The sequence below is a fragment of the Sphingomonas sp. NPDC092440 genome (assembly GCF_044754985.1).
Classification (GTDB): domain Bacteria; phylum Pseudomonadota; class Alphaproteobacteria; order Sphingomonadales; family Sphingomonadaceae; genus Sphingomonas.
This window is the reverse complement of the sequence record NZ_JBIVQA010000005.1, coordinates 124,174-143,003: the sequence shown is the minus strand read 5'-3', so window position 1 is coordinate 143,003 and position 18,830 is coordinate 124,174. Positions and strand designations below refer to the sequence as shown.

Here is an 18,830-nt window from a genome sequence, read left to right as displayed (position 1 = left end):
TCTACTCATAATCGTCATCCCCGCGCAGGCGGGGAGCCAGAGTCGCGAAGGGCATTGCTCTGTTACCCTGGATCCCCGCCTGCGCGGGGATGACGGAATTGAGGTTGGGCCGGAGCATTGCATCGCGCCTCTCGTTACGCGATCCAATGCCGATGCACCCCGCCCCCGAAGCCCCGCCCGCCTCCCGCCGCCTGCCCTGGCCGATCCTCGCCGTGGCGGGTTTCGCGCTGTTCCTGCTCGCGCTGATCTGGTTCGGGCACGAGCTGGTCGAGGGCGACGGCGCGGCGATGGACCGCGCGATCATGCTGGCGATGCGCGACGGCGCGCATCCGATCGGTCCGGCCTGGCTTCCCTCGGCGGTGCGCGACGTCACCGCGCTGGGCAGCACCACGGTGCTGAGCTTCCTCGTGCTGGTCGCCACGATCTTCCTGTGGCTCGCCGGCCGGCTGCGCACCGCGCTGCTCCTCATCGGCGCGACGACGCTCGGCTCGCTCGCCGTGGAGATGATCAAGGCGCTGGTCAGCCGCTCGCGGCCCGACCTGGTCGGCCGGCTGATGGAGGAAACCTCCAAGAGCTTCCCCAGCGGCCATGCCGCGCTGAGCGCGATCGTCTATCTCACGCTCGCCACCCTGCTCTTCCCGGTATTGCCCGATCGCCGCATCCGCGCCTTCGTGCTCGTCGTCGCGCTGGTGCTCACTTTCTCGGTGGGCGTCAGCCGCGTCTATCTGGGCGTGCACTGGCCAAGCGACGTCGCCGCCGGCTGGGCGTTCGGCGGCGTCTGGGCGATGCTGTGGTGGCGGATCGAGCTGGCGCTGCTCGCCCGCGCCGGGCCCGGCGGCGCCTAGGCCCCGCGCTCGGCCAGCTTGCGCTCCCAGGCGAGCGCATCCTTGACGATGCCTTCGAGATCGTCGTGCCGCGGCCGCCACGGCAGCGCCGCCAGGATCGCGCCATTGTCCGCGACCAGCGCATCGGGATCGCCCGCGCGACGCCCCTCCAGCCGGCGCTCGATCGTCAGGTTCGTCACTCGGTCGACCGCGTCGAGGACCTGCAGCACCGAGAAGCCGCGGCCATAGCCGGCGTTCAGGATATGGCTCTCGCCCGGCCGCGCGATCAGCAGGTCGAGCGCGTCGACATGCGCGGCGGCCAGGTCGCTGACATGGATATAGTCGCGCACGCCGGTGCCGTCGGGCGTGTCGAAATCGGTGCCGAAGACCGAGACATGGCCGCGCTTGCCCGTCGCCGCCTCGACCGCGACCTTGATCAGGTGCGTCGCCCCCGCGGTCGACTGGCCGGAGCGGCCCCGCGGATCGGCCCCCGCGACGTTGAAATAGCGCAGCGCCGCATAGTTGATCGGATGCGCGGCGGCGACGTCCTTCAGCATGATCTCGGTCATCAGCTTGGACATGCCGTACGGGTTGATCGGCTGCTTCGGGCTGTCCTCGCGCACCGGCACCACTTCGGGGATGCCATAGGTCGCGGCGGTGGAGGAGAAGATGAAGTGCCTCACTCCTTCGGCCACCGCGCTTTCGATCAGCGCGCGGCTGGCCGCGGTGTTGTTGCGATAATATTTGAGCGGGTCGGTCACGCTCTCGGGCACCACCACCGATCCGGCGAAGTGCATGATCGCGGTCACGCCGTGCGCGCGGATCGCGGCGCGGACCGCCGCGTCGTCCTCGATGCCCGCCACCACCAGCGCCGCGCGCGGATCGACCGCCCAGTCGAAGCCGGTGACGAGATTGTCGACCACCACGACCTTCCAGCCCGCATCGAGCAGCGCCAGCACGGCATGGCTGCCGATATAGCCTGCCCCGCCCGTGACCAGCACCGTGCCTTCGCGCATGTCCAACTCCGCATTGCTCTTGGCGCGCTCAATCCTATCTTTGCGCCGATAGCAAGGAGTTCGCGATGACCATCGAGACCGCAACATTGGCCGGAGGCTGTTTCTGGTGCACCGAGGCCGTGTTCAACGACGTGATCGGCGTCCAGTCGGTCGAAAGCGGCTATATCGGGGGGACCCGGGAGAACCCGACCTACAAGCAAGTCTGCTCGGGCGAGACCGGGCACGCGGAAGCGATCCGGGTGGGCTTCGACACCGACCAGATCAGCTATGGCGAGATCCTCGACATCTTCCTGGCGACGCACGACCCGACCCAGCTGAACCGCCAGGGCAATGATATCGGCACCCAGTATCGCTCGGCGATCTTCCCGCATTCGGCCGAGCAGGAACGCGAGGCGCTGGACGCGATCGACCGGGCCCGCCCGGACTGGCCCGAGCCGATCGTCACTGCGATCGAGCCGCTCGGCCAATGGTGGCCGGCCGAGGACTATCACCAGGAATATTGGCAGGGCGACGGCCAGCGCAATCCCTATTGCCTGGCCGTGATCCCGCCCAAGCTGCGCAAGCTCCGCAAGAGCTTCGCCGCCCGGAGCAAGGAAGGCACGCCGGCCTGACCCGAAGGATCCTCCCCCGGCTTCACCGGGGGAGGATTTTCAGTTCACTCCGCCGGCAGCGCCTCGCCTTCGATCGGCGGGCGCTTGCCCGCTTCGGCGCCGAGCGCCTTGTAGACGAAGCCGCCGAGCAGCCCGCCGACGATCGGAGCGATCCAGAACCAGACCAGCTGCTGGAGCGCGATGCCGCCTTCGAGCAGCGCGGGGCCGGTCGAACGCGCCGGATTGACCGAGGTGTTGGTGACGGGGATCGAGATCAGGTGGATCAGCGTCAGCGCCAGCCCGATCGCGATCGGCGCGAAGCCGGCGGGGGCGCGGCTGTCGGTCGATCCCATGATCACCATCAGGAACATGAAGGTCAGCACGACTTCGATCGCCATGCCCGATTCGAAGGAGAAATGGCCCGGCGAATGCGCGCCGAAGCCGTTTGAGGCTAGGCCGCCGGCAAAGCCCGGCCCGCCGCTGGCGATGTACCAGAGCAGCCCCGCGCCGATCACCGCGCCGATCACCTGCGCGATCACGTAGAGCGGAATGTCCTTCGCCGGAAAGCGGCCGCCGGCCCACAGGCCGAAGGTGACCGCCGGATTGAGGTGGCAGCCCGAGATATGGCCGATCGAATAGGCCATGGTGAGCACCGTGAGGCCGAAGGCGAGGCTGACGCCCGCCAGCCCGATGCCGACATCGGGGAACGCAGCGGCGAGCACGGCGCTGCCGCATCCGCCGAAAACGAGCCAGAACGTGCCGATCAGTTCGGCGAGCCCGCGTTGCACATTGCTCATGATATTGCCCTCCTGCTGTGTCCGGTCTCTCTCCCAAACCCCCAGACCTGCGCAGATTTGTAGGTCTTCGGCGGCGGGAATGCAAAGCGCGGCGGATCGCGGTTGCGACGCGGCGGCGGCTGTGGTGAGGGAAGGGCGATGACGCTTCCCGATCGCAGCTTCGCCGCCTTCCTGTTCGACATGGACGGCACGCTCGTGAACAGCATGGCCGTGGTCGACCGGGTGTGGCGCGCCTGGGCGGCGCGGCACGGCATCGCGGCCGATCCGCTGATGGCCGCCCTGCACGGCGTCCGCGCGATCGAGACGATCCGCCGTTTCGCGCCCGCCGGCGTGGATGCCGAGGCGGAGACGGAAGCGCTTACCCAGGCCGAGATCGACGATATCGATGGCCTGGTCGAGATCGGTGGCGCGGCGGCGTTCCTCTCCCGCCTGCCCGCTGATCGCTGGGCGCTGGTCACTTCCGCGCCGCGCGCGCTGGCGCTGCGCCGGCTGGCGGCGGCGGGGGTGGCCCTGCCCGAAGTGGTGATCGCCGCCGAGGACGTGGCGCACGGCAAGCCGGCGCCCGATTGCTTCCTTGCGGCGGCCGATCGGCTCGGCGTTGCCATCGGCGACTGCCTGGTGTGGGAGGACAGCCCGGCCGGCCTCGCCGCCGCCGACGCGGCCGGTGCCGCCGCGATCGTGATCACCGAGACGCATCACGGCCCGCTCGACACCCCGCATCCGATGCGGGTCGACTATCGGGGCCTCGACATCGAGACCGACGCGCGGGGCTGGCTGAGGCTGGTCGCCGGCTAGCCGGGCCGCATATCCTCCATCGTCATCCCCGCCTTCGCGGGGATGACGGCATGGTTTCGAAAGCTCGTCTGGATCCCCAACCCGGCGCTTCGCGCAATCCTTGCAATGTAGGGCTTCGCCTGCTCGATGCTGGCGGATGCGTACCGGCTTCCTCTCCCACTCCTGTCGGACCCGTCGCCGTCCAAGGTGCGGGTGGAGAAAACAGGCCCCCCGTAGCGTATGTTTCGTAAACTTCCGCGCGGCGCGCCGGCCCCGAATCGGCCGGATGCCGGAGCTAGTGCGCGGCGCGGCGCAGCCGGTCATTGATCGCCACGCCGATCCCGGATGCGGGGATCGGCGCCACCGCGATGGCGGGCGCGGCGCTCGCATCGGCACGATGCAGCGCGTCGAACAGGTTCGCCGCGGCTTCGGCAAGATCGCCGGCGGCGGACAAGGTCTCGGCCCCGGCAACCGTGCCGAAGCCGATGAGATACTCGCCGTCCTTCGCATCGGTGGCGTTCAGCCGCACCGGCTTGGAGGGGGCATAATGGCTGTCGAGCTGGCCGGGCGCCGTGATCTTGCCATCCGGCGCAGCGATCGCGAGCCCGAGCTCCTCGGCACCGAGCGGGCCGGGGCGCAATATCCGTTCGCCCATCACGATGGTCGATTCCACGCCCGCCGGGGTCGCGCCGTCGTCGATCACCAGCGGGATCCGGCCCGCGAGGCTCCTGGCGACATGCGCTGCGCGAGTCGGGCTGATCGTGCCGCTGGCATTGGCCGAAGGCGCCGCCAGCGGCTTGCCGCTCGCCGCCAGCAAGGCCTGCATCGCCCGGTGGCGTGGCACCCGGATCGCGATCGTGTCGAGCCCGGCCGTGACCAGCGACGCGATGCCCGCATCCGGGCGCACGGGCAACACCAGGGTCAGCGGCCCCGGCCAGAAGCGCATGGCGAGGTCGCGCGCCCGGGCGTCGAAAACCGCGATCCGCTCGGCAGTGGCGAGATCCGGCACATGGACGATCAGCGGATTGAAGCTCGGCCGCCCCTTGGCCGCGTAGATCCCCGCGACCGCGCGCGAATCGGTGGCGTCGGCGGCGAGGCCATAGACCGTCTCGGTCGGCACCGCGACGCATGCACCGGCGCGAATCAGCGCGGCAGCCTCGGCGATGGCGGCCGTGCCGTAGGGTAAGATGCGCGGATTTGTCGGGCTCACTTCGGGCGAGCTATACGGCGCGAAACCAGACCACAAGAGAGGCTCTATGTTCATCCCCGCCACCGCCGATCAGCGCTTCGTGCTCGAGACCATCGTCCGCCTGGCCGAGATCAGCGAGGAAGCGGCCGAAATGACCGATGCGGTGCTGGAGGGCGCCGGCGCGTTCGCGGCGGGCGAGTGGGCGCCGCTGGAGCGGCTGGGCGATACCGACGGACCGCGATGGACGCCGGATGGCGTGAAGATGCCGGCCGGGTTCGCGGATGCGTACCGGGCTTATGTGGAGGGCGGCTGGGGCACGATCGGCTCGCCGGTGGAGCATGGCGGCCAGGGGCTGCCGGTGAGCCTGTCGATCGCGGTGCTGGAGACGCTCGGCACGGCGAACATGGGCTTCGCGCTGGCGCCGATCCTCACCGTGGGCGCGGTGGAGGCGCTGATGCATCACGGCACGCCCGCGCAGCAGGCGGCCTATCTCCCGCATCTCTCCACCGGCGCCTGGACCGGCACGATGAACCTGACCGAGCCGCAGGCGGGCTCGGACGTCGGCGCGCTCAAGACCCGGGCGGAACCTGCCGGGGACGGCAAGTGGCGGATCAAGGGTACCAAGATCTTCATCTCGTTCGGCGACCACGACATGGCCGACAACATCGCCCACCTCGTGCTGGCCCGCACGCCGGGGGCGCCGGCGGGAACCCGGGGCATCTCGCTGTTCCTGGTGCCGAAATACCGGCTGAACGAAGACGGCACGCCGGGCGAATTCAACGATGTGCGCACCGTCTCGATCGAGCACAAGATGGGCCTCCACGCCTCGCCCACCTGCGTGCTGAGCTTCGGCGATCATGACGATTGCATCGGGGAGCTGGTCGGCCCCGAGCTGGGCGGCATCCGGGCGATGTTCACGATGATGAACAATGCCCGGCTGAACGTCGGCCTGCAGGGCGTGCAGGTGGCCGAGCGCGCCACCCAGCGCGCCGTCGCCTATGCCCGCGAGCGGGTGCAGGGCTATCGTGGCGGCGAACAGGTCGCGATCGTCGAGCATCCCGATGTCCGCCGCATGCTGCTGCGCATGAAGGCGCAGACCCAGGCGGCGCGGGCCCTGGTCTATTACGCCTTCGGCCAGCTCGATCGGGCCCGGGCCGGCGATGCGGCGGCGGAGAAGCGCGTCGAGCTGCTCACCCCGCTCGCCAAGGCGCATGGCACCGATCTCGGCAACGAAGTCGCCAGCCTCGGCGTCCAGGTCCATGGCGGCATGGGCTATATCGAGGAGACTGGCGCCGCCCAGCATTTCCGCGACGCCCGCATCACGCCCATCTACGAAGGCACCAACGGCATCCAGGCCGCCGACCTGGTGGGACGCAAGCTCGCCATGGACAATGGCGGCACGCTGCTCGGCCTGATCGGGCAGATGCGCGAGGATGCCGAGGATACCGGGCTGCTCAACCTGATCGACGCGTGCGAGGAAGTCGCCCGCAACCTGCTGGGAAGCGAGATGGATGACCGGCTGGCAGCCAGCTATCCGTTCCTCACGATGCTCTCCACCGCGGTGTGCGGCTGGCTGATGGAAGCGAGCGGCCGCGCCGCCGCCCGTAGCGAGGGCGATCCGGCGTTCCTGAAGATGAAGCAGGCCGCGGCGCGCTTCTATGTCTCCCAGATCGTGCCCGAGGCGATGGGGCTCAAGCCCGCGGCCATGGCCAGGGCGGAAATGCTCTACGCGGTCGATGCCGAGGGCTTCGCCGCGTAGAGCTTCCCCCTTTAGAGTGCGGGATCATAGCGGAAGCGCGCGGACAACTCGCCGGCTATTGGCGCCGAATTGGCTGGATTTACAATGCAATGCCGAACCAGCGCGCCAATGCCGCCTCCCCCGCCCGCGTGACTTCGAGCGCGCGGGTACCCTGGCGGGGCCGCACCCAGCTGCGCGCGACGAAATGGCGGTAGAGCGCCGTGGCGGGCGCGCCGGCGAGATGCGGGCGGCGCTCGCTCCAGTCGAGGCAGGCGCGGCACGGGGCGTCGAGCGCCGCCTCCGCCACGCCAAGCTCGCCGAGCAACGCCACGCCGGCTTCGGTGAGTGCCGCGCCGTCATGGCCGAGCACCAGCTGGCCGCGCTCGGCCATACGCCCGGCGATCGCGACGGCGAGTTCGCCCGCGAGGTGATCATAGCAGGTCCGCGCGCGCCGAAGCCCGGCGTCGCGGGGTCCGGTGACCGGAAGCGGGCGGCGCGACAGTTCCTCGGCGACGCTCATCACGCTTTCGACCATCTGCGCCACCCCGGGCGAAGCGAGGCGGAAATAGCGGTGGCGCCCCTGCGCGGCGGGCGCGACCATTCCCGCTTCGGCGAGCCGGGCGAGATGACCGCTCGCAGTCTGCGGCGTCACGCCGGCGAAGCGCGCCAGCTCGCCCGCGGTGAGCGCGCGGCCGTCCATCAGCGCGAACAGCATGTTGGCGCGCGCGGGATCGCCCATCAGCGCGGCGGTCTCGGCAAAGGCGGAAATGCGCTGCATCCACGCATCATGCCCGTGCGGGGCGGGCAATGCTACGGCGCCGGCCGAAGCATCGCCTGCGGCCGGGCGGCAGAAAGGCGGCGGAGGAGAAATCCGATGCTGACCTGCTTCATCCGCTACGAGATCGAGCCCTTCGGGGCAGAGGCCTTTGCCGAATATGCCCGTGCCTGGGGCGAGGCGATCCCGCGCTGCGGCGCCGGCCTGATCGGCTATTTCGGGCCCGCCGAGGGCTCGGCGACGACTGCCTACGGCGTCTACGATATCGATTCGCTCGCCGCCTATGAAGCCTATCGCGCCCGCCTCCGCGACGATCCCGCCGGCCGCGCCAACTATGATTTCGCCGCGCGCGAGCGGTTCATCCGGCGCGAGGACAGGATCTTCCTTCGCCGCCTTTCCCCGGCGCCGGTGCGGCCATGATCGCGGTGCTGTTCGAAGCCTGGCCGGCAGAGGGCCGGGGCGATCGCTATCTCGATCTCGCCGCCTCGCTCGGCCCGGAGCTGGCGGCGGTCGACGGCTTCCTCGGGATCGAGCGGTTCGCGAGCCTGGCCGAGCCGGGCAAGCTGCTGTCGCTTTCCTGGTGGCGCGACGAAGCCGCGATCGCGGCCTGGCGCGACTTCGGCCCGCACCGCGCGGCACAGGCCGAAGGTCGTGCGGGAATCTTCCGCGACTATCGGATCAGCATCGCGACGGTCGTGCGCGGCCATGGCATGCACGACCATGCCGGTCAGTGATAGCGATTGCCGCCCGGATCGGCACGGAAGCCATTGTCGCCGCGCGCGCAACGCGCATCGTCGGGATGCTTCTTGCAGAGCTTGCGCAGTTCCTTGCCCTCGCGCGCTTCCTGCTCGCGCATCTTGCGGCCATAGTTGCGATCGGCCTCGTCCTGGCTGGTCGTCGCCCAGTCGGCGGCCTTGGCACCCGCCTTCACCGGCAGGGTGGCGACATCGACCACGGTCTTGGCGATGCAGCCGCCACCAAGCAGCGGCAGCATCGCGCAGATCGGAACCAGAAGCTTGCGCATGTAAATCCTCTATCCCCCCGTCCGCGCGTGCGACCCGGCCGCCGCATCCCGCGCCTCGACACCGACATGCGGGAAATCGGTGAAGAAACCGTCCACGCCCAGCCCGATGAAGTACAGGATCTCGTCCTTCAGTCGACCATGGTCCATCGGATTTGCGCCGGAGCGGTAGTCCGGCAGGAGGAAGAAGTTCTCCGCCCGAAACGTCCACGGATGGAGCCTGAGCCCCGCGGCATGCGCATCGGCGACCAAAGTGGTGGCCGGGCCGGATGCCGGCTGGATCATCGTCCGCTCCGGGCCGATGCCATAGGCATAGGCGGCCACTGCCTTCAGCCCCGCCGGCGTGGCCATCGCCTTGTAGCTGGGCTGCGCGCCGTCCGCCGGGCCGCCGCTTCCCGCCATCAGCTGGATCAGCCGCACCTGCGTCATCGTCTTCAGCTTCTTGAGATTATCCACCTCGAACGACTGGATGAAGACCGGCGCGTCGGCCCGGTCCCAGCCCGCCGCCTTGAGCTTGTCGACCAGCCGCTGCTCCAGCGGCAGGCCGATCGAGGCGAAATAGGTCGGATGCTTCGTCTCGGGATAGATGCCGATCGTCCGCCCCGTCTCCTTCGAAGCCCGCTTGGCAAGGGCGATCACGTCGTCGAGCGTCGGGATCGCGGCCTGGCCGTCATATTTCGTGTTGCCCGGGCGGAGCTTGGGCAGCCGCTCCTTGGCACGCAGCGTCTTCAGTTCGGCGAGCGTGAAATCCTCGGTGAACCAGCCGGTGAGCTTCTCGCCGTCGATCGTCTTGGTCGTCCTGCGCGCGGCGAACTCGGGATGGTCCGCCACGTCGGTCGTATCGGCGATGTTGTTCTCGTGCCGGGCGACGAGCACGCCGTCCTTGGTCGGCACCAGATCGGGCTCGATGAAATCGGCGCCCTGCTCGATCGCGCGCTGATAGGAGAGCAACGTGTGCTCGGGGCGCTCGCCCGAAGCGCCGCGATGCGCGATGACGATGACCTTGTCCGCTTTCCCATGCATCGCGTGATCCTGCCCCAAGGCGGCGCCCGGCACCATCAGCATCAGCGCCGCAATCAACGATCTCGTCACGAAACTCTCCCTTCGCTACGAAATTGGCCTAGGCTCGGGATGTGACGGTTGCGAGGCGATATGGCGGATAACGACAGCGTGCTCGCGGCGGCGCGCGCCTGGAAAGGCGAACGGCTGGCGCTGGCCACCGTCGTCTCGACCTGGGGATCGGCGCCCCGGCCGCCCGGAAGCCATATGCTCGTCCACCGCGACGGGCGGTTCGAAGGCTCGGTCTCGGGCGGCTGCGTGGAGGCCGACATCCTCCAGACCGCCGCCGAGGTGATCGCCGGCGCGCCCGCGGTGGTGAAGCAATATGGCGTCGCCGATCCGGCCGCCTGGGAAGTGGGCCTGCCCTGTGGCGGCGAGATCGCGGTGCTGGTCCAGCCGGTTTCGGCGGAGGGTTTCCCGCCCGCGCTCTTCGATGCGATCGACGCGGCGCGGGCGGACGGCGTGCCGTTCGATGTCGGCACCGACCTTGCCACCGGCCGGTCGATGAAGGGCGCCGGCGGCTTCCGCAACCGCTACGATCCGCCGCGCCGGCTACTGATCGTCGGAGCCGTGCAGATCGCCCAGTCGCTGGCCGGCCTTGCCCGCGAGATCGGCATCCGCACCCATGTCATCGATCCGCGCGGGAGATTTCTGACGCCCGAGCGTTTTCCCGGCGTGATGCTCGACGACCGCTGGCCAGACGAAGCCGTGACAGCTCTCCGCCCCGATCCGGCGACGGCGGTGGTGACGCTGAGCCACGATCCGAAGATCGACGACGCGGCGCTGGTCGCGGCGCTCGGTTTCCCGACCGGCTATGTCGCCGCGCTGGGCTCGCGCAGGAGCCACGCCGCGCGCCTCGAACGGCTCGCCGCCGCCGGGGTCGGGACCGCCGATCTCGACCGGATCCAGGGGCCGGCCGGCCTGGCCATCGGGGCGATCGGCCCCGCCGAGATCGCCCTTTCCATCGCCGCAGCCATGGTGAAGACCTTCCATGCTCACACCTGAACAGACCGCGCTTATCCTGCTCGCCGCCGGCCGCTCCCGCCGCTTCAACGACGGCGACAAGCTCGCCGAGACATTTCTGGACAAGCCGCTCGCCTATCATGTGGTGACGGCGTTGGAGCGCGTGCCCTTCCAGGCGCGGATCGCCGTGGTGTCCGCCACCACGCTCGACTTCGCCGCCCTGGGCTATGACGTGGTCGAGAACCCCGATCCCGCGCTTGGCCAGGCACGCTCGCTCGGCTTCGGGGTGGCGCGCGCGCAGGAGCTGGGCTGCGAGGCGGTGCTCGTCGCGCTTGCCGACATGCCGCGCGTCACCGCCGCCCATGTCCACCGGCTGATGGACGCTGCCGACGGCCCGGCGACGATCGTCGCCTCCTCGGACGGCGTGCAGCCCATGCCGCCCGCCCTGTTCGGCAGGGACATGTTCCCCATGCTGATGCAGCTGGAGGGCGATCACGGCGCGCGCGACCTGATCCGGCGCGGCCACCACGTCATCGCCCCGCCCGCCGAGCTGGTCGATATCGACACGCAGGAAGACCTGCGCGCCCTGCGCGAGCGCTACGGCCTGCGTACCGACGGCCTGCCCGAGCAGCCGCCCGCGCGCGTCACTCGTGACGAAGCGCGTCGATCGGATTGAGGCTGGCCGCGCGGCGCGCCGGGAAATAGCCGAACACCACGCCGATGATCGCCGAGATCGCAAACGCGATCACATTGATCTGCACGTCGAACAGGAAGGGCAGCGAGCCCAGCCACGCCATCAGCGCGACCGCGAGCTGGGCGATCAGCAGGCCGATGACGCCGCCCAGCATCGACAGCACCACCGCCTCGACCAGGAACTGCATCAGCACCTCGCTCGCCACCGCGCCGATGGCCAGGCGGATGCCGATCTCGCGCGTCCGCTCGGTCACGGAGACCAGCATGATGTTCATGATGCCGATCCCGCCCACGATAAGGCTGATCATCGCCACCGCCGCGACGATCTGGGTGAGCAGCGTGGTGGTGCTGGTCAATGCCTGGCTGATCTGGGCGGTGTCGAAGATGTTGAAGTCGACGTCCTTGCCGCCGGTGATGTTGCGGCGCTCGCGCAGCAGGTCGGTGATCGAGGACTGGACCTGGGCGCTGTCGTAATCGGGATCGGTGCCGACCAGCATCAGGCGCACGTCGGGATTGCCGGTGAAGCGGCGCTGCACCTGCTTGATCGGCATGATGATCACATCGTCCTGGTCGCCGCCGAACCCGGCCTGCCCACGCGTCTGGAGCACGCCGATCACGTCGCACGAGATGCCGTTGACCCGGATTCGATCGCCCACGGCGCTGCCGCCGCGGAACAGGTTGGTCCGGATCGTGGTGCCGATGATGCACACTGCCTTGCCGGCCTGCTCCTCGGGCCGGGTCCAGTAGCGGCCCTCGACCAGCGGCCAGGGCTGGACCTGGAAATAGGCGCTGGTGGTGCCGTTGACCGTCGTCGACCAGTTGGCGCCGTTGTAGATCACGGTCGCGGTGGTCTGCGCCTGGGGAGCGACCGCGGTGACGCCGGCGACCTGGTCGCGGATCGCGGTGACGTCGTCCGCCTTGAAGTCGGGCGGGCGCGGGCCGCCGCCGCCGCGGCCGAAGCCCTGGCCCGGACGGATCTGGAGGATGTTGGTGCCGAGCGCCGAGATCTGCTGCTGCACCGCCGCCGTGGTCGCCTTGCCCAGCGTCACCATGGTGACGACCGCGGCGACGCCGATGATGATGCCGAGCGTCGTCAGGAACGAGCGCAGCTTGTGGCGCAGGATCGATCGGATCGCGAGGATGAAGGTGGTGCCGAACATCAGTGCCCCACCGCCTCGCCCTGGCGATGCTGGTCCTCGACCCGCTCGACCAGCCCGTCCTTGAAATGGACGATGGTGTGCGCGAATGCCGCCATGTCCGGCTCGTGCGTGACCATCAGCACGGTGATGCCGCTCGTCCTGTTGAGATCGGTGAGCAGCTCCATGATCTCCACCGAGCGCTCCGAATCGAGATTGCCGGTGGGCTCGTCGGCAAGCAGCACGTCGGGGCTGGTGACGATCGCCCGCGCGATGGCGACGCGCTGCTGCTGGCCGCCGGAGAGCTCGGCGGGGGTATGGTCCCACCACTCCTTGAGCCCGACCTTGTCGAGAGCCGCCATCGCCGTCTCGCGGCGCTGCCGCTTGGCGTCGCCGCGATAGAGCAGCGGCAGCTCGACATTCTCGAGCGCGCTGGTGCGGGCGAGCAGGTTGAAGCCCTGGAAGACGAAGCCGAGATATTTGCGCCGCAGCAGCGCGCGCTGGTCGCGCTCGAGCTTCTCGACATGCACGCCCTTGAACAGGAACGTGCCGCTGGAAGGCATATCGAGGCAGCCCAGGATGTTCATCGTCGTCGACTTGCCCGAGCCCGACGGGCCCATCACCGCGACGAAATCGCCGGCCTGGATGTCGAGGTCGATACCCTTCAGCGCCTGGAACTGCGTCGCCCCCTCGCCATAGCTCTTGGTGACGCCGCGCAAGCGGATCAGCGGCGCGTCACTGTCCGCCACGCTGGCCTCCGCCACCGCCGCCGCCCTGGCCGCCGCCCTGCCGCCGCTGCCCGCCGGAGCGGCGCTGGCCCGAGCTGCCATCGGCGAGCTGGCCGGTGATCACCTTGTCGCCGGGCTTCAGATTGCCCCCGGTGACCTCGGTCACGGTGCCGTCGGTGCTGCCGGTCGTGACCGGCACTTCCTGCGGCTTGCCGTCGGCACCCAGGATGTAGACGCTCCGCTCGCCGGCGCGATCGCCGGTCGCCGTCTTCTGCTGCTGCCCGCTGCCGCCACCGCCGCGCCGCGGGCGGCTGGGGACCAGCGCCCCGGCGATGCCGCCCTTCGCGCTGCTGCCGGCCGCGCCCTGGGCGGCCGCGGCCGGCGTGAAGCGCAATGCCGCATTGGGCACGAGCAGCACGTTCTGGCGCGACATCGTCACGATGTCCGCCGTCGCGGTCATGCCGGGGCGCAGCTGCTCGTCCGCATTGGCGACCGACAGATCGGCGGCATAGGAAACCACCTGGTTCGCGGTGGTGCTCGAAGTCGAGGACGAGGACGAGGAACTTGCGTCCTGCACCGACAGGTTGGAGCCCACCTCGACCCGCGTGATCTTCGCCGGGAAGGTCTTGCCCGGAAAGGCGTCGACGGTGAAGGTCGCGTCCTGCCCCTCGCGCACCTGGCCCACATCGGCCTCGTCGATCGCCACCTCCAGCTTCATCCGCGACAGGTCCTGCGCGATCACGAACAGCGTCGGCGTGTTGAACGAGGCGGCGACCGTCTGGCCGGGATCGATCTGGCGCGCCAGGATCACGCCGGTCACGGGCGAGCGGATGATCGCCCGCGTGCGCTGGATCCGGGCCGAGGACAGCTGGGCGCGGGCCGAGGTCACATTGGCATTGGCCGCGTTCAGATTGGCCAGCGCGCGATTGCGGTCGCCGATCGCGCCGTCCATCTCGGTCTTGGCGGGCACCTTGCCGCCCGAGAGCCGGCTGACTTCCTGGAAGCGCGCCAGCGTGGCGTTGCTCTGCTCCAGCGTCGCCCGCGCCTGGCCCACCGCGGCGATGTTCGCCGCGAGCGTCGCCTCGGCCTGCTTCACCTGATCGTCGATCTGCGACGGATCGATCAGCGCCAGCGGCTGGCCGGCGGTGACCCGGTCGTTGACGTCGGCCAGCACCTTGATGACCTGGCCCGACAGCTGCGAGCCCACGGTCACCTGGTTGGTCGGCGCCAGCTTGCCGGTGGCGGAGACGGTGACGGTCAGGTTGCCGCGCGCGACATCGTCCGTCGCATATTTGACTTCGCTGCTGCTGCCGAAGAAGTGCCACAGGAGCAGCAGCGCCAGCAGCACGACGATGCCGACCAGGCCCCATTTGAGCCAGCGCCGCCACCAGGGGCGCGGGGGCGTGCCCAGAAAGGCGTCGAGATTCTGGTTGGGATCAGTTGCCATTCGCGGTGCCGCCTGTCGTGGGAACGGTGGGAGTGGTGCTCGGGTCCCAGCCGCCGCCCAGCGCCTGGTAGAGCTGGATCAGCGCCGTCGCCGCATCCGACCGCGCCGACACGACGCCGTTGCGCGCGGAGATCAGCGCGGATTCGGCCTGGTTGAGCGTGGTGAAATCGGTGAGGCCCGAGCGATATTGCATGCGGGCGAGCAGCGCCTGATTGCTCGACGCTTCCAGCGCGACCGCGAATTCCTGCTGGCGGCGCTGCGCCGTCTGCAGCGCGACGATCGCATTCTCGATATCCTCGAGGCTGGTCAGCACGGTCGACTTGTAGGTGAGGAACGCGCCGTCCGCGGCGGCTTCGGACGCGCGGACCTGGCTGGCGCGGCGGCCGCCGTCGAAGAGCGTCTGGGCGATGTTGGCGAAGAGCCGGCCGGTGATCACGTCGAAGATCGACGAGAGCGCGGTGCTGCCCGCATCGATGCTGCCGCCGATCGAGAGCTGGGGATAGAGCTGCGCGGCGGCGACGCCGATGTTCGCGGTGGCGGCGGCGAGGTTGCGCTCGGCGGCCCGCACGTCCGGCCGCTGGCGCAGCGTGTCGGCGGGAATGCCGGCGGCAACGCTGGCGGGACCGGTAGGGATCGGCTTCACCGCCTCCATCTCGGCCTTGAGCGCGCTCGGCGCCTGCCCGGTCAGCACGCCCAGGCGTGAGACATAGCTGTTGTAGCTCGCCTCGAGCGTCGGGATCGACGCGGCAAGCTGCGCCCGGCTCGCCCGCGCCTGCTCCTGGTCGAGCGACGAGACCAGGCCGGCCTGCAGGCGCCATCCGGCGATCTGGAGATTGTCGTCCGCGATGCCCAGGCTGTCGCGCGCATTGGCGATCTGCGCCTGGGCTACGCGCGCAAGCACATAGTTGCGCGCCGTCTCGGCCTCCGCGGAGATCAGCACCGTCGCAAGATCATAGCCGCTCGCCGCATAGGACGCCCGCGCGCCTTCCACCCCGCGGCGCACCCCGCCGAACAGGTCGACCTGATAATTCGCATCGGCGCCGAGCGAGAAGCTGGTCGCGCCGCCCTGCGAGAAGCTCGTCACCGTGCCGTCGGGCAATGTCGTGGTGCTGGAGCCGCCGCGCAGCGGCTCGCTGCGCGACACGCCGCCGGAGACGCTGAGGCTCGGGAGCAGATTCGCGCGCTGCTGGACCAGCGACTCGCGCGCCTGGCGGAGCCGCACGACCGCCTGAGCCACGTCGAGATTCGCCGCCTGGGCGCGCTGCACCAGGCCGGTCAGCATCGGATCGTCGAACCGGGTCCACCACTGGCTCAGGTCTTCCCGCGCCTTCTGCTCGGCGGAGACGGACCAGCCGTCCGGCACGCCCAGCTCGCTCGCGGCGCGCGGATGATAGTCCGGGCCCGCCGCGCAGGCGGACAGCGACAGGGCAAGCGCGATGCTCGGGGTCAGCGGACGATTGGCCATGGCACTCTAGATGTTTCCAAAGCCGTTTCGGTTCCAGAAGAATATTGTCGCAGTCTGTCGTGGTTCATGCCGGATCATGCGCGGAAACATATTCTGCGCTTGGCGCGGCGCCCGCGCTTGGGCAGAGAGACGCCAATAAAATGAGGAGCCCGTAGCGATGAGCGATACCGTCAGCGTCCACCCCGTACCGGAAAGCTGGGCGCACGGCGCCCGGGTGGATGCTGAAGGCTATGAGAAGCTCTACGGCATGAGCCTCGCCGATCCGGGCAGCTTCTGGCTCGAGCAGTCGCGCCGGCTGGACTGGGTGAAGCGCCCGGAGATCGCCGGCGACTGGTCGTTCGACGAAAGCGATTTCCGGATCAACTGGTTCGCGGACGGCAAGCTGAACGTCGCGGCGAACTGCATCGACCGGCATCTGGCGAAGCGCGGCGACGCGGTCGCGATCATCTGGGAGCCGGACGCGCCGGAGGAGGCGCCGCGGCGTTACACCTATCGCCAGCTCCATGCCGAGGTCAGCCGTTTCGCCAATGTGCTGAAGGCGCAGGGCGTCCGCAAGGGCGACCGCGTCACCATCTACATGCCGATGATTCCCGAGGCGGCGTTCGCGCTGCTGGCCTGCGCGCGGATCGGCGCGATCCATTCGGTCGTGTTCGGCGGCTTTTCCCCGGAAGCCCTGGCGGGCCGCATCACCGACTGCGATTCCGCCGTGGTGATCACCGCCGACGAGGGCCGGCGCGGCGGCAAGAAGGTGCCGCTCAAGACCAATGTCGATGCGGCCGCCGAGCATGTCCGCTGCCTCGAGAAGGTGATCGTGGTGCAGGCCACCGGCGGCGACGTGCCGATGCAGGAAGGCCGCGACGTCTGGTATCACGCCGCCGCCGCGGAGGTTCCGGCCGACTGCCCGGCCGAGCCGATGGGCGCCGAGGACCCGCTGTTCATCCTCTACACCTCGGGCTCGACCGGCAAGCCCAAGGGCGTGCTCCATTCCTCGGGCGGCTATCTGCTCTGGGCGAGCCTGACCCACGAGCTGGTCTTCGACTATCGCCCCGGCCAGGTCTATTGGTGCGCGGCCGATATCGGCTGGGTCACCGGGCACAGCTATATCGTCTATGGTCCGCTCGCGAACGGCGGCACCACGCTGATGTTCGAAGGCGTGCCCAACTGGCCCGATGCCAGCCGCATCTGGCAAGTGGTCGACCGCCACAAGGTCGAGATCCTCTACACCGCCCCCACCGCGCTGCGCGCGCTGATGCGCGAGGGCGACCAATATGTCACCGCCACGTCGCGCAAGTCGCTCAAGCTGCTCGGCACGGTCGGCGAGCCGATCAATCCCGAGGCGTGGCGCTGGTATTACGACGTGGTCGGCGAGGGCCGCTGCCCGATCGTCGACACCTGGTGGCAGACCGAGACCGGCGGCCACATGATCACCCCGCTGCCCGGCGCGACGCCGCTCAAGCCCGGCTCGGCCACCCGCCCCTTCCCCGGCGTCGACCCCCAGATCGTCGATGGCGAAGGCAATGTCCTGCACGGCGCGACCGAGGGGAACCTCGTCATCGCGCGCAGCTGGCCGGGGCAGATGCGCACCGTCTGGGGCGATCATGCACGCTTCTTCCAGACCTATTTCACCACCTATCGCGGCAAATATTTCACCGGCGACGGCTGCCGCCGCGACGAGGACGGCTATTACTGGATCACCGGCCGGGTCGACGACGTGATCAATGTCTCGGGCCACCGCATGGGCACCGCCGAGGTGGAGAGCGCACTGGTGCTCCACCCCAAGGTCGCCGAGGCCGCAGTGGTCGGCATGCCGCACGACATCAAGGGCCAGGGCATCTATGCCTATGTCACCCTCAACGCGAACTGCACCGCCGACGAGGCCCTGCGCGCCGAGCTGATCAAATGGGTCCGCACCGAGATCGGCCCGATCGCGACGCCCGACGCGCTCCAGTTCGCGCCGGGCCTGCCCAAGACCCGCTCGGGCAAGATCATGCGCCGCATCCTGCGCAAGATCGCCGAGGGCGACGTCTCGTCGCTGGGCGACACCTCGACGCTCGCCGATCCCTCGGTGGTCGACGACCTGGTGAAGAACCGCGTGGGATGAGCGGGGATCGCATCCGGATCGTCGAGGGGGACATCACGCGCCTCGACGTGGATGCGATCGTCAACGCGGCGAAGAATTCGCTGCTCGGCGGCGGGGGCGTGGACGGGGCGATCCACCGTGCCGCCGGCCCCGAGCTGCTCGCCGAGTGCCGCGCGCTGGGCGGCTGCGCGACCGGTGATGCCAAGCTCACGCGCGGCTATCGCCTGCCCGCCGGCCATGTGATCCACACCGTCGGCCCGGTCTGGCACGGCGGCGGGCATGACGAGCCCGCACTGCTCGCCAGCTGCTATCGCCGCTGCTTCGCGATCGCCCGCGCCCATGGCTTCCGCACGCTCGCCTTCCCGGCGATCAGCTGCGGCGTCCATGGCTATCCGGTCGCGGCGGCGACAAGGATCGCCGTAGCCGAGGCGCGCCGGGCGCTGGACGAGGACCCCGAGCTCCAGCTGATCTTCGCCACTTTCGGCACCGAGGTCACCGCCGCCTACGAACAGGAATTGCGAAGCTGAAACCCGTT

General features: G+C 69.4%; 20 protein-coding genes. 10 read left to right on the top strand and 10 right to left on the bottom strand.

The annotated features are described in order from the left end of the window. Nucleotides 1-146: 146 nt before the first annotated feature. Entirely contained in the window at nt 147-845 is a 699-nt protein-coding gene (locus ACIQCS_RS10345) for a phosphatase PAP2 family protein (protein ID WP_401530761.1), read from the top strand. Here ACIQCS_RS10345 and galE read toward each other — a convergent pair. Then, complete coding sequence (gene galE / locus ACIQCS_RS10340; protein ID WP_345849931.1) at nt 842-1,840, bottom strand: UDP-glucose 4-epimerase GalE; 999 nt, start codon at nt 1,838-1,840, stop codon at nt 842-844. The two genes, ACIQCS_RS10345 and galE, sit on opposite strands and share 4 nt — an antisense overlap. Nucleotides 1,841-1,905: 65 nt before the next feature. On the opposite strand from galE, the gene msrA reads away from it, so the two are divergent. Further along, nucleotides 1,906-2,451 (top strand): peptide-methionine (S)-S-oxide reductase MsrA, encoded by a 546-nt coding sequence (msrA, locus tag ACIQCS_RS10335; RefSeq protein WP_345849930.1) that lies wholly within the window; start codon nt 1,906-1,908, stop codon nt 2,449-2,451. 44 nt (nt 2,452-2,495) lie between these two features. Here the strand turns inward: msrA and aqpZ are convergent, their stop codons facing one another. Further along, nucleotides 2,496-3,227, bottom strand: a complete 732-nt coding sequence (gene aqpZ / locus ACIQCS_RS10330) for an aquaporin Z (RefSeq protein WP_280278070.1) — start codon at nt 3,225-3,227, stop codon at nt 2,496-2,498. Between the two features lie 138 nt (nt 3,228-3,365). Between aqpZ and ACIQCS_RS10325 the strand changes: the two genes are divergently transcribed. After that, the gene (locus ACIQCS_RS10325; RefSeq protein ID WP_345849929.1) at nt 3,366-4,022 is read left to right on the top strand and encodes an HAD-IA family hydrolase; all 657 of its coding nucleotides are present in this window, start codon (nt 3,366-3,368) and stop codon (nt 4,020-4,022) included. A 274-nt stretch (nt 4,023-4,296) separates the two neighbouring features. Here ACIQCS_RS10325 and ACIQCS_RS10320 read toward each other — a convergent pair whose 3' ends face one another. Next, entirely contained in the window at nt 4,297-5,265 is a 969-nt protein-coding gene (locus tag ACIQCS_RS10320; RefSeq protein ID WP_401530756.1) for an L-threonylcarbamoyladenylate synthase, read from the bottom strand. Here ACIQCS_RS10320 and ACIQCS_RS10315 point away from each other — a divergent pair. Then, nucleotides 5,258-6,949, top strand: a complete 1,692-nt coding sequence (locus ACIQCS_RS10315; protein ID WP_345849927.1) for an acyl-CoA dehydrogenase — start codon at nt 5,258-5,260, stop codon at nt 6,947-6,949. The two genes, ACIQCS_RS10320 and ACIQCS_RS10315, sit on opposite strands and share 8 nt — an antisense overlap. A gap of 79 nt (nt 6,950-7,028) precedes the next feature. Here the strand turns inward: ACIQCS_RS10315 and ACIQCS_RS10310 are convergent, their stop codons facing one another. Then, nucleotides 7,029-7,706 carry a winged helix-turn-helix domain-containing protein gene (locus tag ACIQCS_RS10310; protein ID WP_345849926.1) on the bottom strand — a complete coding sequence of 226 codons (678 nt, stop codon included), beginning with the start codon at nt 7,704-7,706 and terminating at the stop codon, nt 7,029-7,031. Nucleotides 7,707-7,802: 96 nt separating this feature from the next. On the opposite strand from ACIQCS_RS10310, the gene ACIQCS_RS10305 reads away from it, so the two are divergent. Both ACIQCS_RS10305 and ACIQCS_RS10300 read left to right on the top strand, forming a co-directional pair. Beyond that, complete coding sequence (locus ACIQCS_RS10305; protein WP_345849925.1) at nt 7,803-8,123, top strand: NIPSNAP family protein; 321 nt, start codon at nt 7,803-7,805, stop codon at nt 8,121-8,123. Next, the gene (locus ACIQCS_RS10300; RefSeq protein ID WP_345849924.1) at nt 8,120-8,437 is read left to right on the top strand and encodes an antibiotic biosynthesis monooxygenase; all 318 of its coding nucleotides are present in this window, start codon (nt 8,120-8,122) and stop codon (nt 8,435-8,437) included. The genes ACIQCS_RS10305 and ACIQCS_RS10300 overlap by 4 nt, the downstream gene beginning before the upstream one ends. Here the strand turns inward: ACIQCS_RS10300 and ACIQCS_RS10295 are convergent. Beyond that, nucleotides 8,431-8,727: a hypothetical protein gene (locus ACIQCS_RS10295; protein WP_345849923.1), complete on the bottom strand. Its 297-nt coding sequence runs from the start codon at nt 8,725-8,727 to the stop codon at nt 8,431-8,433. The genes ACIQCS_RS10300 and ACIQCS_RS10295 overlap by 7 nt on opposite strands. Nucleotides 8,728-8,736: 9 nt before the next feature. Continuing rightward, entirely contained in the window at nt 8,737-9,783 is a 1,047-nt protein-coding gene (locus ACIQCS_RS10290) for a glycerophosphodiester phosphodiesterase (protein WP_345852051.1), read from the bottom strand. 93 nt (nt 9,784-9,876) lie between these two features. On the opposite strand from ACIQCS_RS10290, the gene ACIQCS_RS10285 reads away from it, so the two are divergent. Continuing rightward, a complete protein-coding gene (locus tag ACIQCS_RS10285) occupies nt 9,877-10,788 on the top strand; it encodes an XdhC family protein (RefSeq protein WP_345849922.1) in 912 nt (303 codons plus the stop codon). Next, nucleotides 10,775-11,422: a nucleotidyltransferase family protein gene (locus ACIQCS_RS10280; protein ID WP_345849921.1), complete on the top strand. Its 648-nt coding sequence runs from the start codon at nt 10,775-10,777 to the stop codon at nt 11,420-11,422. The genes ACIQCS_RS10285 and ACIQCS_RS10280 overlap by 14 nt, the downstream gene beginning before the upstream one ends. Here ACIQCS_RS10280 and ACIQCS_RS10275 read toward each other — a convergent pair. The 4 genes from ACIQCS_RS10275 to ACIQCS_RS10260 are packed head-to-tail and all read right to left on the bottom strand — an operon-like array spanning nt 11,391 to nt 16,215. After that, nucleotides 11,391-12,599: an ABC transporter permease gene (locus tag ACIQCS_RS10275; protein WP_345849920.1), complete on the bottom strand. Its 1,209-nt coding sequence runs from the start codon at nt 12,597-12,599 to the stop codon at nt 11,391-11,393. The two genes, ACIQCS_RS10280 and ACIQCS_RS10275, sit on opposite strands and share 32 nt — an antisense overlap. After that, nucleotides 12,599-13,405, bottom strand: a complete 807-nt coding sequence (locus tag ACIQCS_RS10270; RefSeq protein ID WP_345849919.1) for an ABC transporter ATP-binding protein — start codon at nt 13,403-13,405, stop codon at nt 12,599-12,601. The genes ACIQCS_RS10275 and ACIQCS_RS10270 overlap by 1 nt, the downstream gene beginning before the upstream one ends. Next, nucleotides 13,311-14,750, bottom strand: coding sequence for an efflux RND transporter periplasmic adaptor subunit (locus tag ACIQCS_RS10265; RefSeq protein ID WP_345849918.1), 1,440 nt, complete (start codon nt 14,748-14,750; stop codon nt 13,311-13,313). The genes ACIQCS_RS10270 and ACIQCS_RS10265 overlap by 95 nt, the downstream gene beginning before the upstream one ends. After that, nucleotides 14,740-16,215, bottom strand: coding sequence for an efflux transporter outer membrane subunit (locus ACIQCS_RS10260; RefSeq protein ID WP_345849917.1), 1,476 nt, complete (start codon nt 16,213-16,215; stop codon nt 14,740-14,742). The genes ACIQCS_RS10265 and ACIQCS_RS10260 overlap by 11 nt, the downstream gene beginning before the upstream one ends. Before the next feature lie 157 nt (nt 16,216-16,372). Here ACIQCS_RS10260 and acs point away from each other — a divergent pair, with 157 nt between their 5' ends. Together acs and ACIQCS_RS10250 are read left to right on the top strand one after the other, a co-directional pair. Further along, entirely contained in the window at nt 16,373-18,316 is a 1,944-nt protein-coding gene (gene acs / locus ACIQCS_RS10255; RefSeq protein WP_345849916.1) for an acetate--CoA ligase, read from the top strand. Beyond that, nucleotides 18,313-18,822: an O-acetyl-ADP-ribose deacetylase gene (locus ACIQCS_RS10250; protein WP_345849915.1), complete on the top strand. Its 510-nt coding sequence runs from the start codon at nt 18,313-18,315 to the stop codon at nt 18,820-18,822. The genes acs and ACIQCS_RS10250 overlap by 4 nt, the downstream gene beginning before the upstream one ends. Nucleotides 18,823-18,830: the final 8 nt, after the last annotated feature.

What these genes read in the sequence shown, in the direction of transcription:
- ACIQCS_RS10290 (WP_345852051.1), bottom strand. Translation starts at nt 9,783, where the DNA reads ATGGTGCCGGGCGCCGCCTTGGGGCAGGATCACGCGATGCATGGGAAA.
- ACIQCS_RS10300 (WP_345849924.1), top strand. Translation starts at nt 8,120, where the DNA reads ATGATCGCGGTGCTGTTCGAAGCCTGGCCGGCAGAGGGCCGGGGCGAT.
- acs (WP_345849916.1), top strand. Translation starts at nt 16,373, where the DNA reads ATGAGCGATACCGTCAGCGTCCACCCCGTACCGGAAAGCTGGGCGCAC.
- ACIQCS_RS10250 (WP_345849915.1), top strand. Translation starts at nt 18,313, where the DNA reads ATGAGCGGGGATCGCATCCGGATCGTCGAGGGGGACATCACGCGCCTC.
- ACIQCS_RS10315 (WP_345849927.1), top strand. Translation starts at nt 5,258, where the DNA reads ATGTTCATCCCCGCCACCGCCGATCAGCGCTTCGTGCTCGAGACCATC.
- ACIQCS_RS10295 (WP_345849923.1), bottom strand. Translation starts at nt 8,727, where the DNA reads ATGCGCAAGCTTCTGGTTCCGATCTGCGCGATGCTGCCGCTGCTTGGT.
- ACIQCS_RS10345 (WP_401530761.1), top strand. Translation starts at nt 147, where the DNA reads ATGCCGATGCACCCCGCCCCCGAAGCCCCGCCCGCCTCCCGCCGCCTG.
- ACIQCS_RS10285 (WP_345849922.1), top strand. Translation starts at nt 9,877, where the DNA reads ATGGCGGATAACGACAGCGTGCTCGCGGCGGCGCGCGCCTGGAAAGGC.
- galE (WP_345849931.1), bottom strand. Translation starts at nt 1,840, where the DNA reads ATGCGCGAAGGCACGGTGCTGGTCACGGGCGGGGCAGGCTATATCGGC.
- ACIQCS_RS10310 (WP_345849926.1), bottom strand. Translation starts at nt 7,706, where the DNA reads ATGCAGCGCATTTCCGCCTTTGCCGAGACCGCCGCGCTGATGGGCGAT.
- ACIQCS_RS10265 (WP_345849918.1), bottom strand. Translation starts at nt 14,750, where the DNA reads ATGGCAACTGATCCCAACCAGAATCTCGACGCCTTTCTGGGCACGCCC.
- ACIQCS_RS10280 (WP_345849921.1), top strand. Translation starts at nt 10,775, where the DNA reads ATGCTCACACCTGAACAGACCGCGCTTATCCTGCTCGCCGCCGGCCGC.
- msrA (WP_345849930.1), top strand. Translation starts at nt 1,906, where the DNA reads ATGACCATCGAGACCGCAACATTGGCCGGAGGCTGTTTCTGGTGCACC.
- ACIQCS_RS10270 (WP_345849919.1), bottom strand. Translation starts at nt 13,405, where the DNA reads ATGGCAGCTCGGGCCAGCGCCGCTCCGGCGGGCAGCGGCGGCAGGGCG.
- ACIQCS_RS10325 (WP_345849929.1), top strand. Translation starts at nt 3,366, where the DNA reads ATGACGCTTCCCGATCGCAGCTTCGCCGCCTTCCTGTTCGACATGGAC.
- ACIQCS_RS10305 (WP_345849925.1), top strand. Translation starts at nt 7,803, where the DNA reads ATGCTGACCTGCTTCATCCGCTACGAGATCGAGCCCTTCGGGGCAGAG.
- ACIQCS_RS10320 (WP_401530756.1), bottom strand. Translation starts at nt 5,265, where the DNA reads ATGAACATAGAGCCTCTCTTGTGGTCTGGTTTCGCGCCGTATAGCTCG.
- ACIQCS_RS10275 (WP_345849920.1), bottom strand. Translation starts at nt 12,599, where the DNA reads ATGTTCGGCACCACCTTCATCCTCGCGATCCGATCGATCCTGCGCCAC.
- ACIQCS_RS10260 (WP_345849917.1), bottom strand. Translation starts at nt 16,215, where the DNA reads ATGGCCAATCGTCCGCTGACCCCGAGCATCGCGCTTGCCCTGTCGCTG.
- aqpZ (WP_280278070.1), bottom strand. Translation starts at nt 3,227, where the DNA reads ATGAGCAATGTGCAACGCGGGCTCGCCGAACTGATCGGCACGTTCTGG.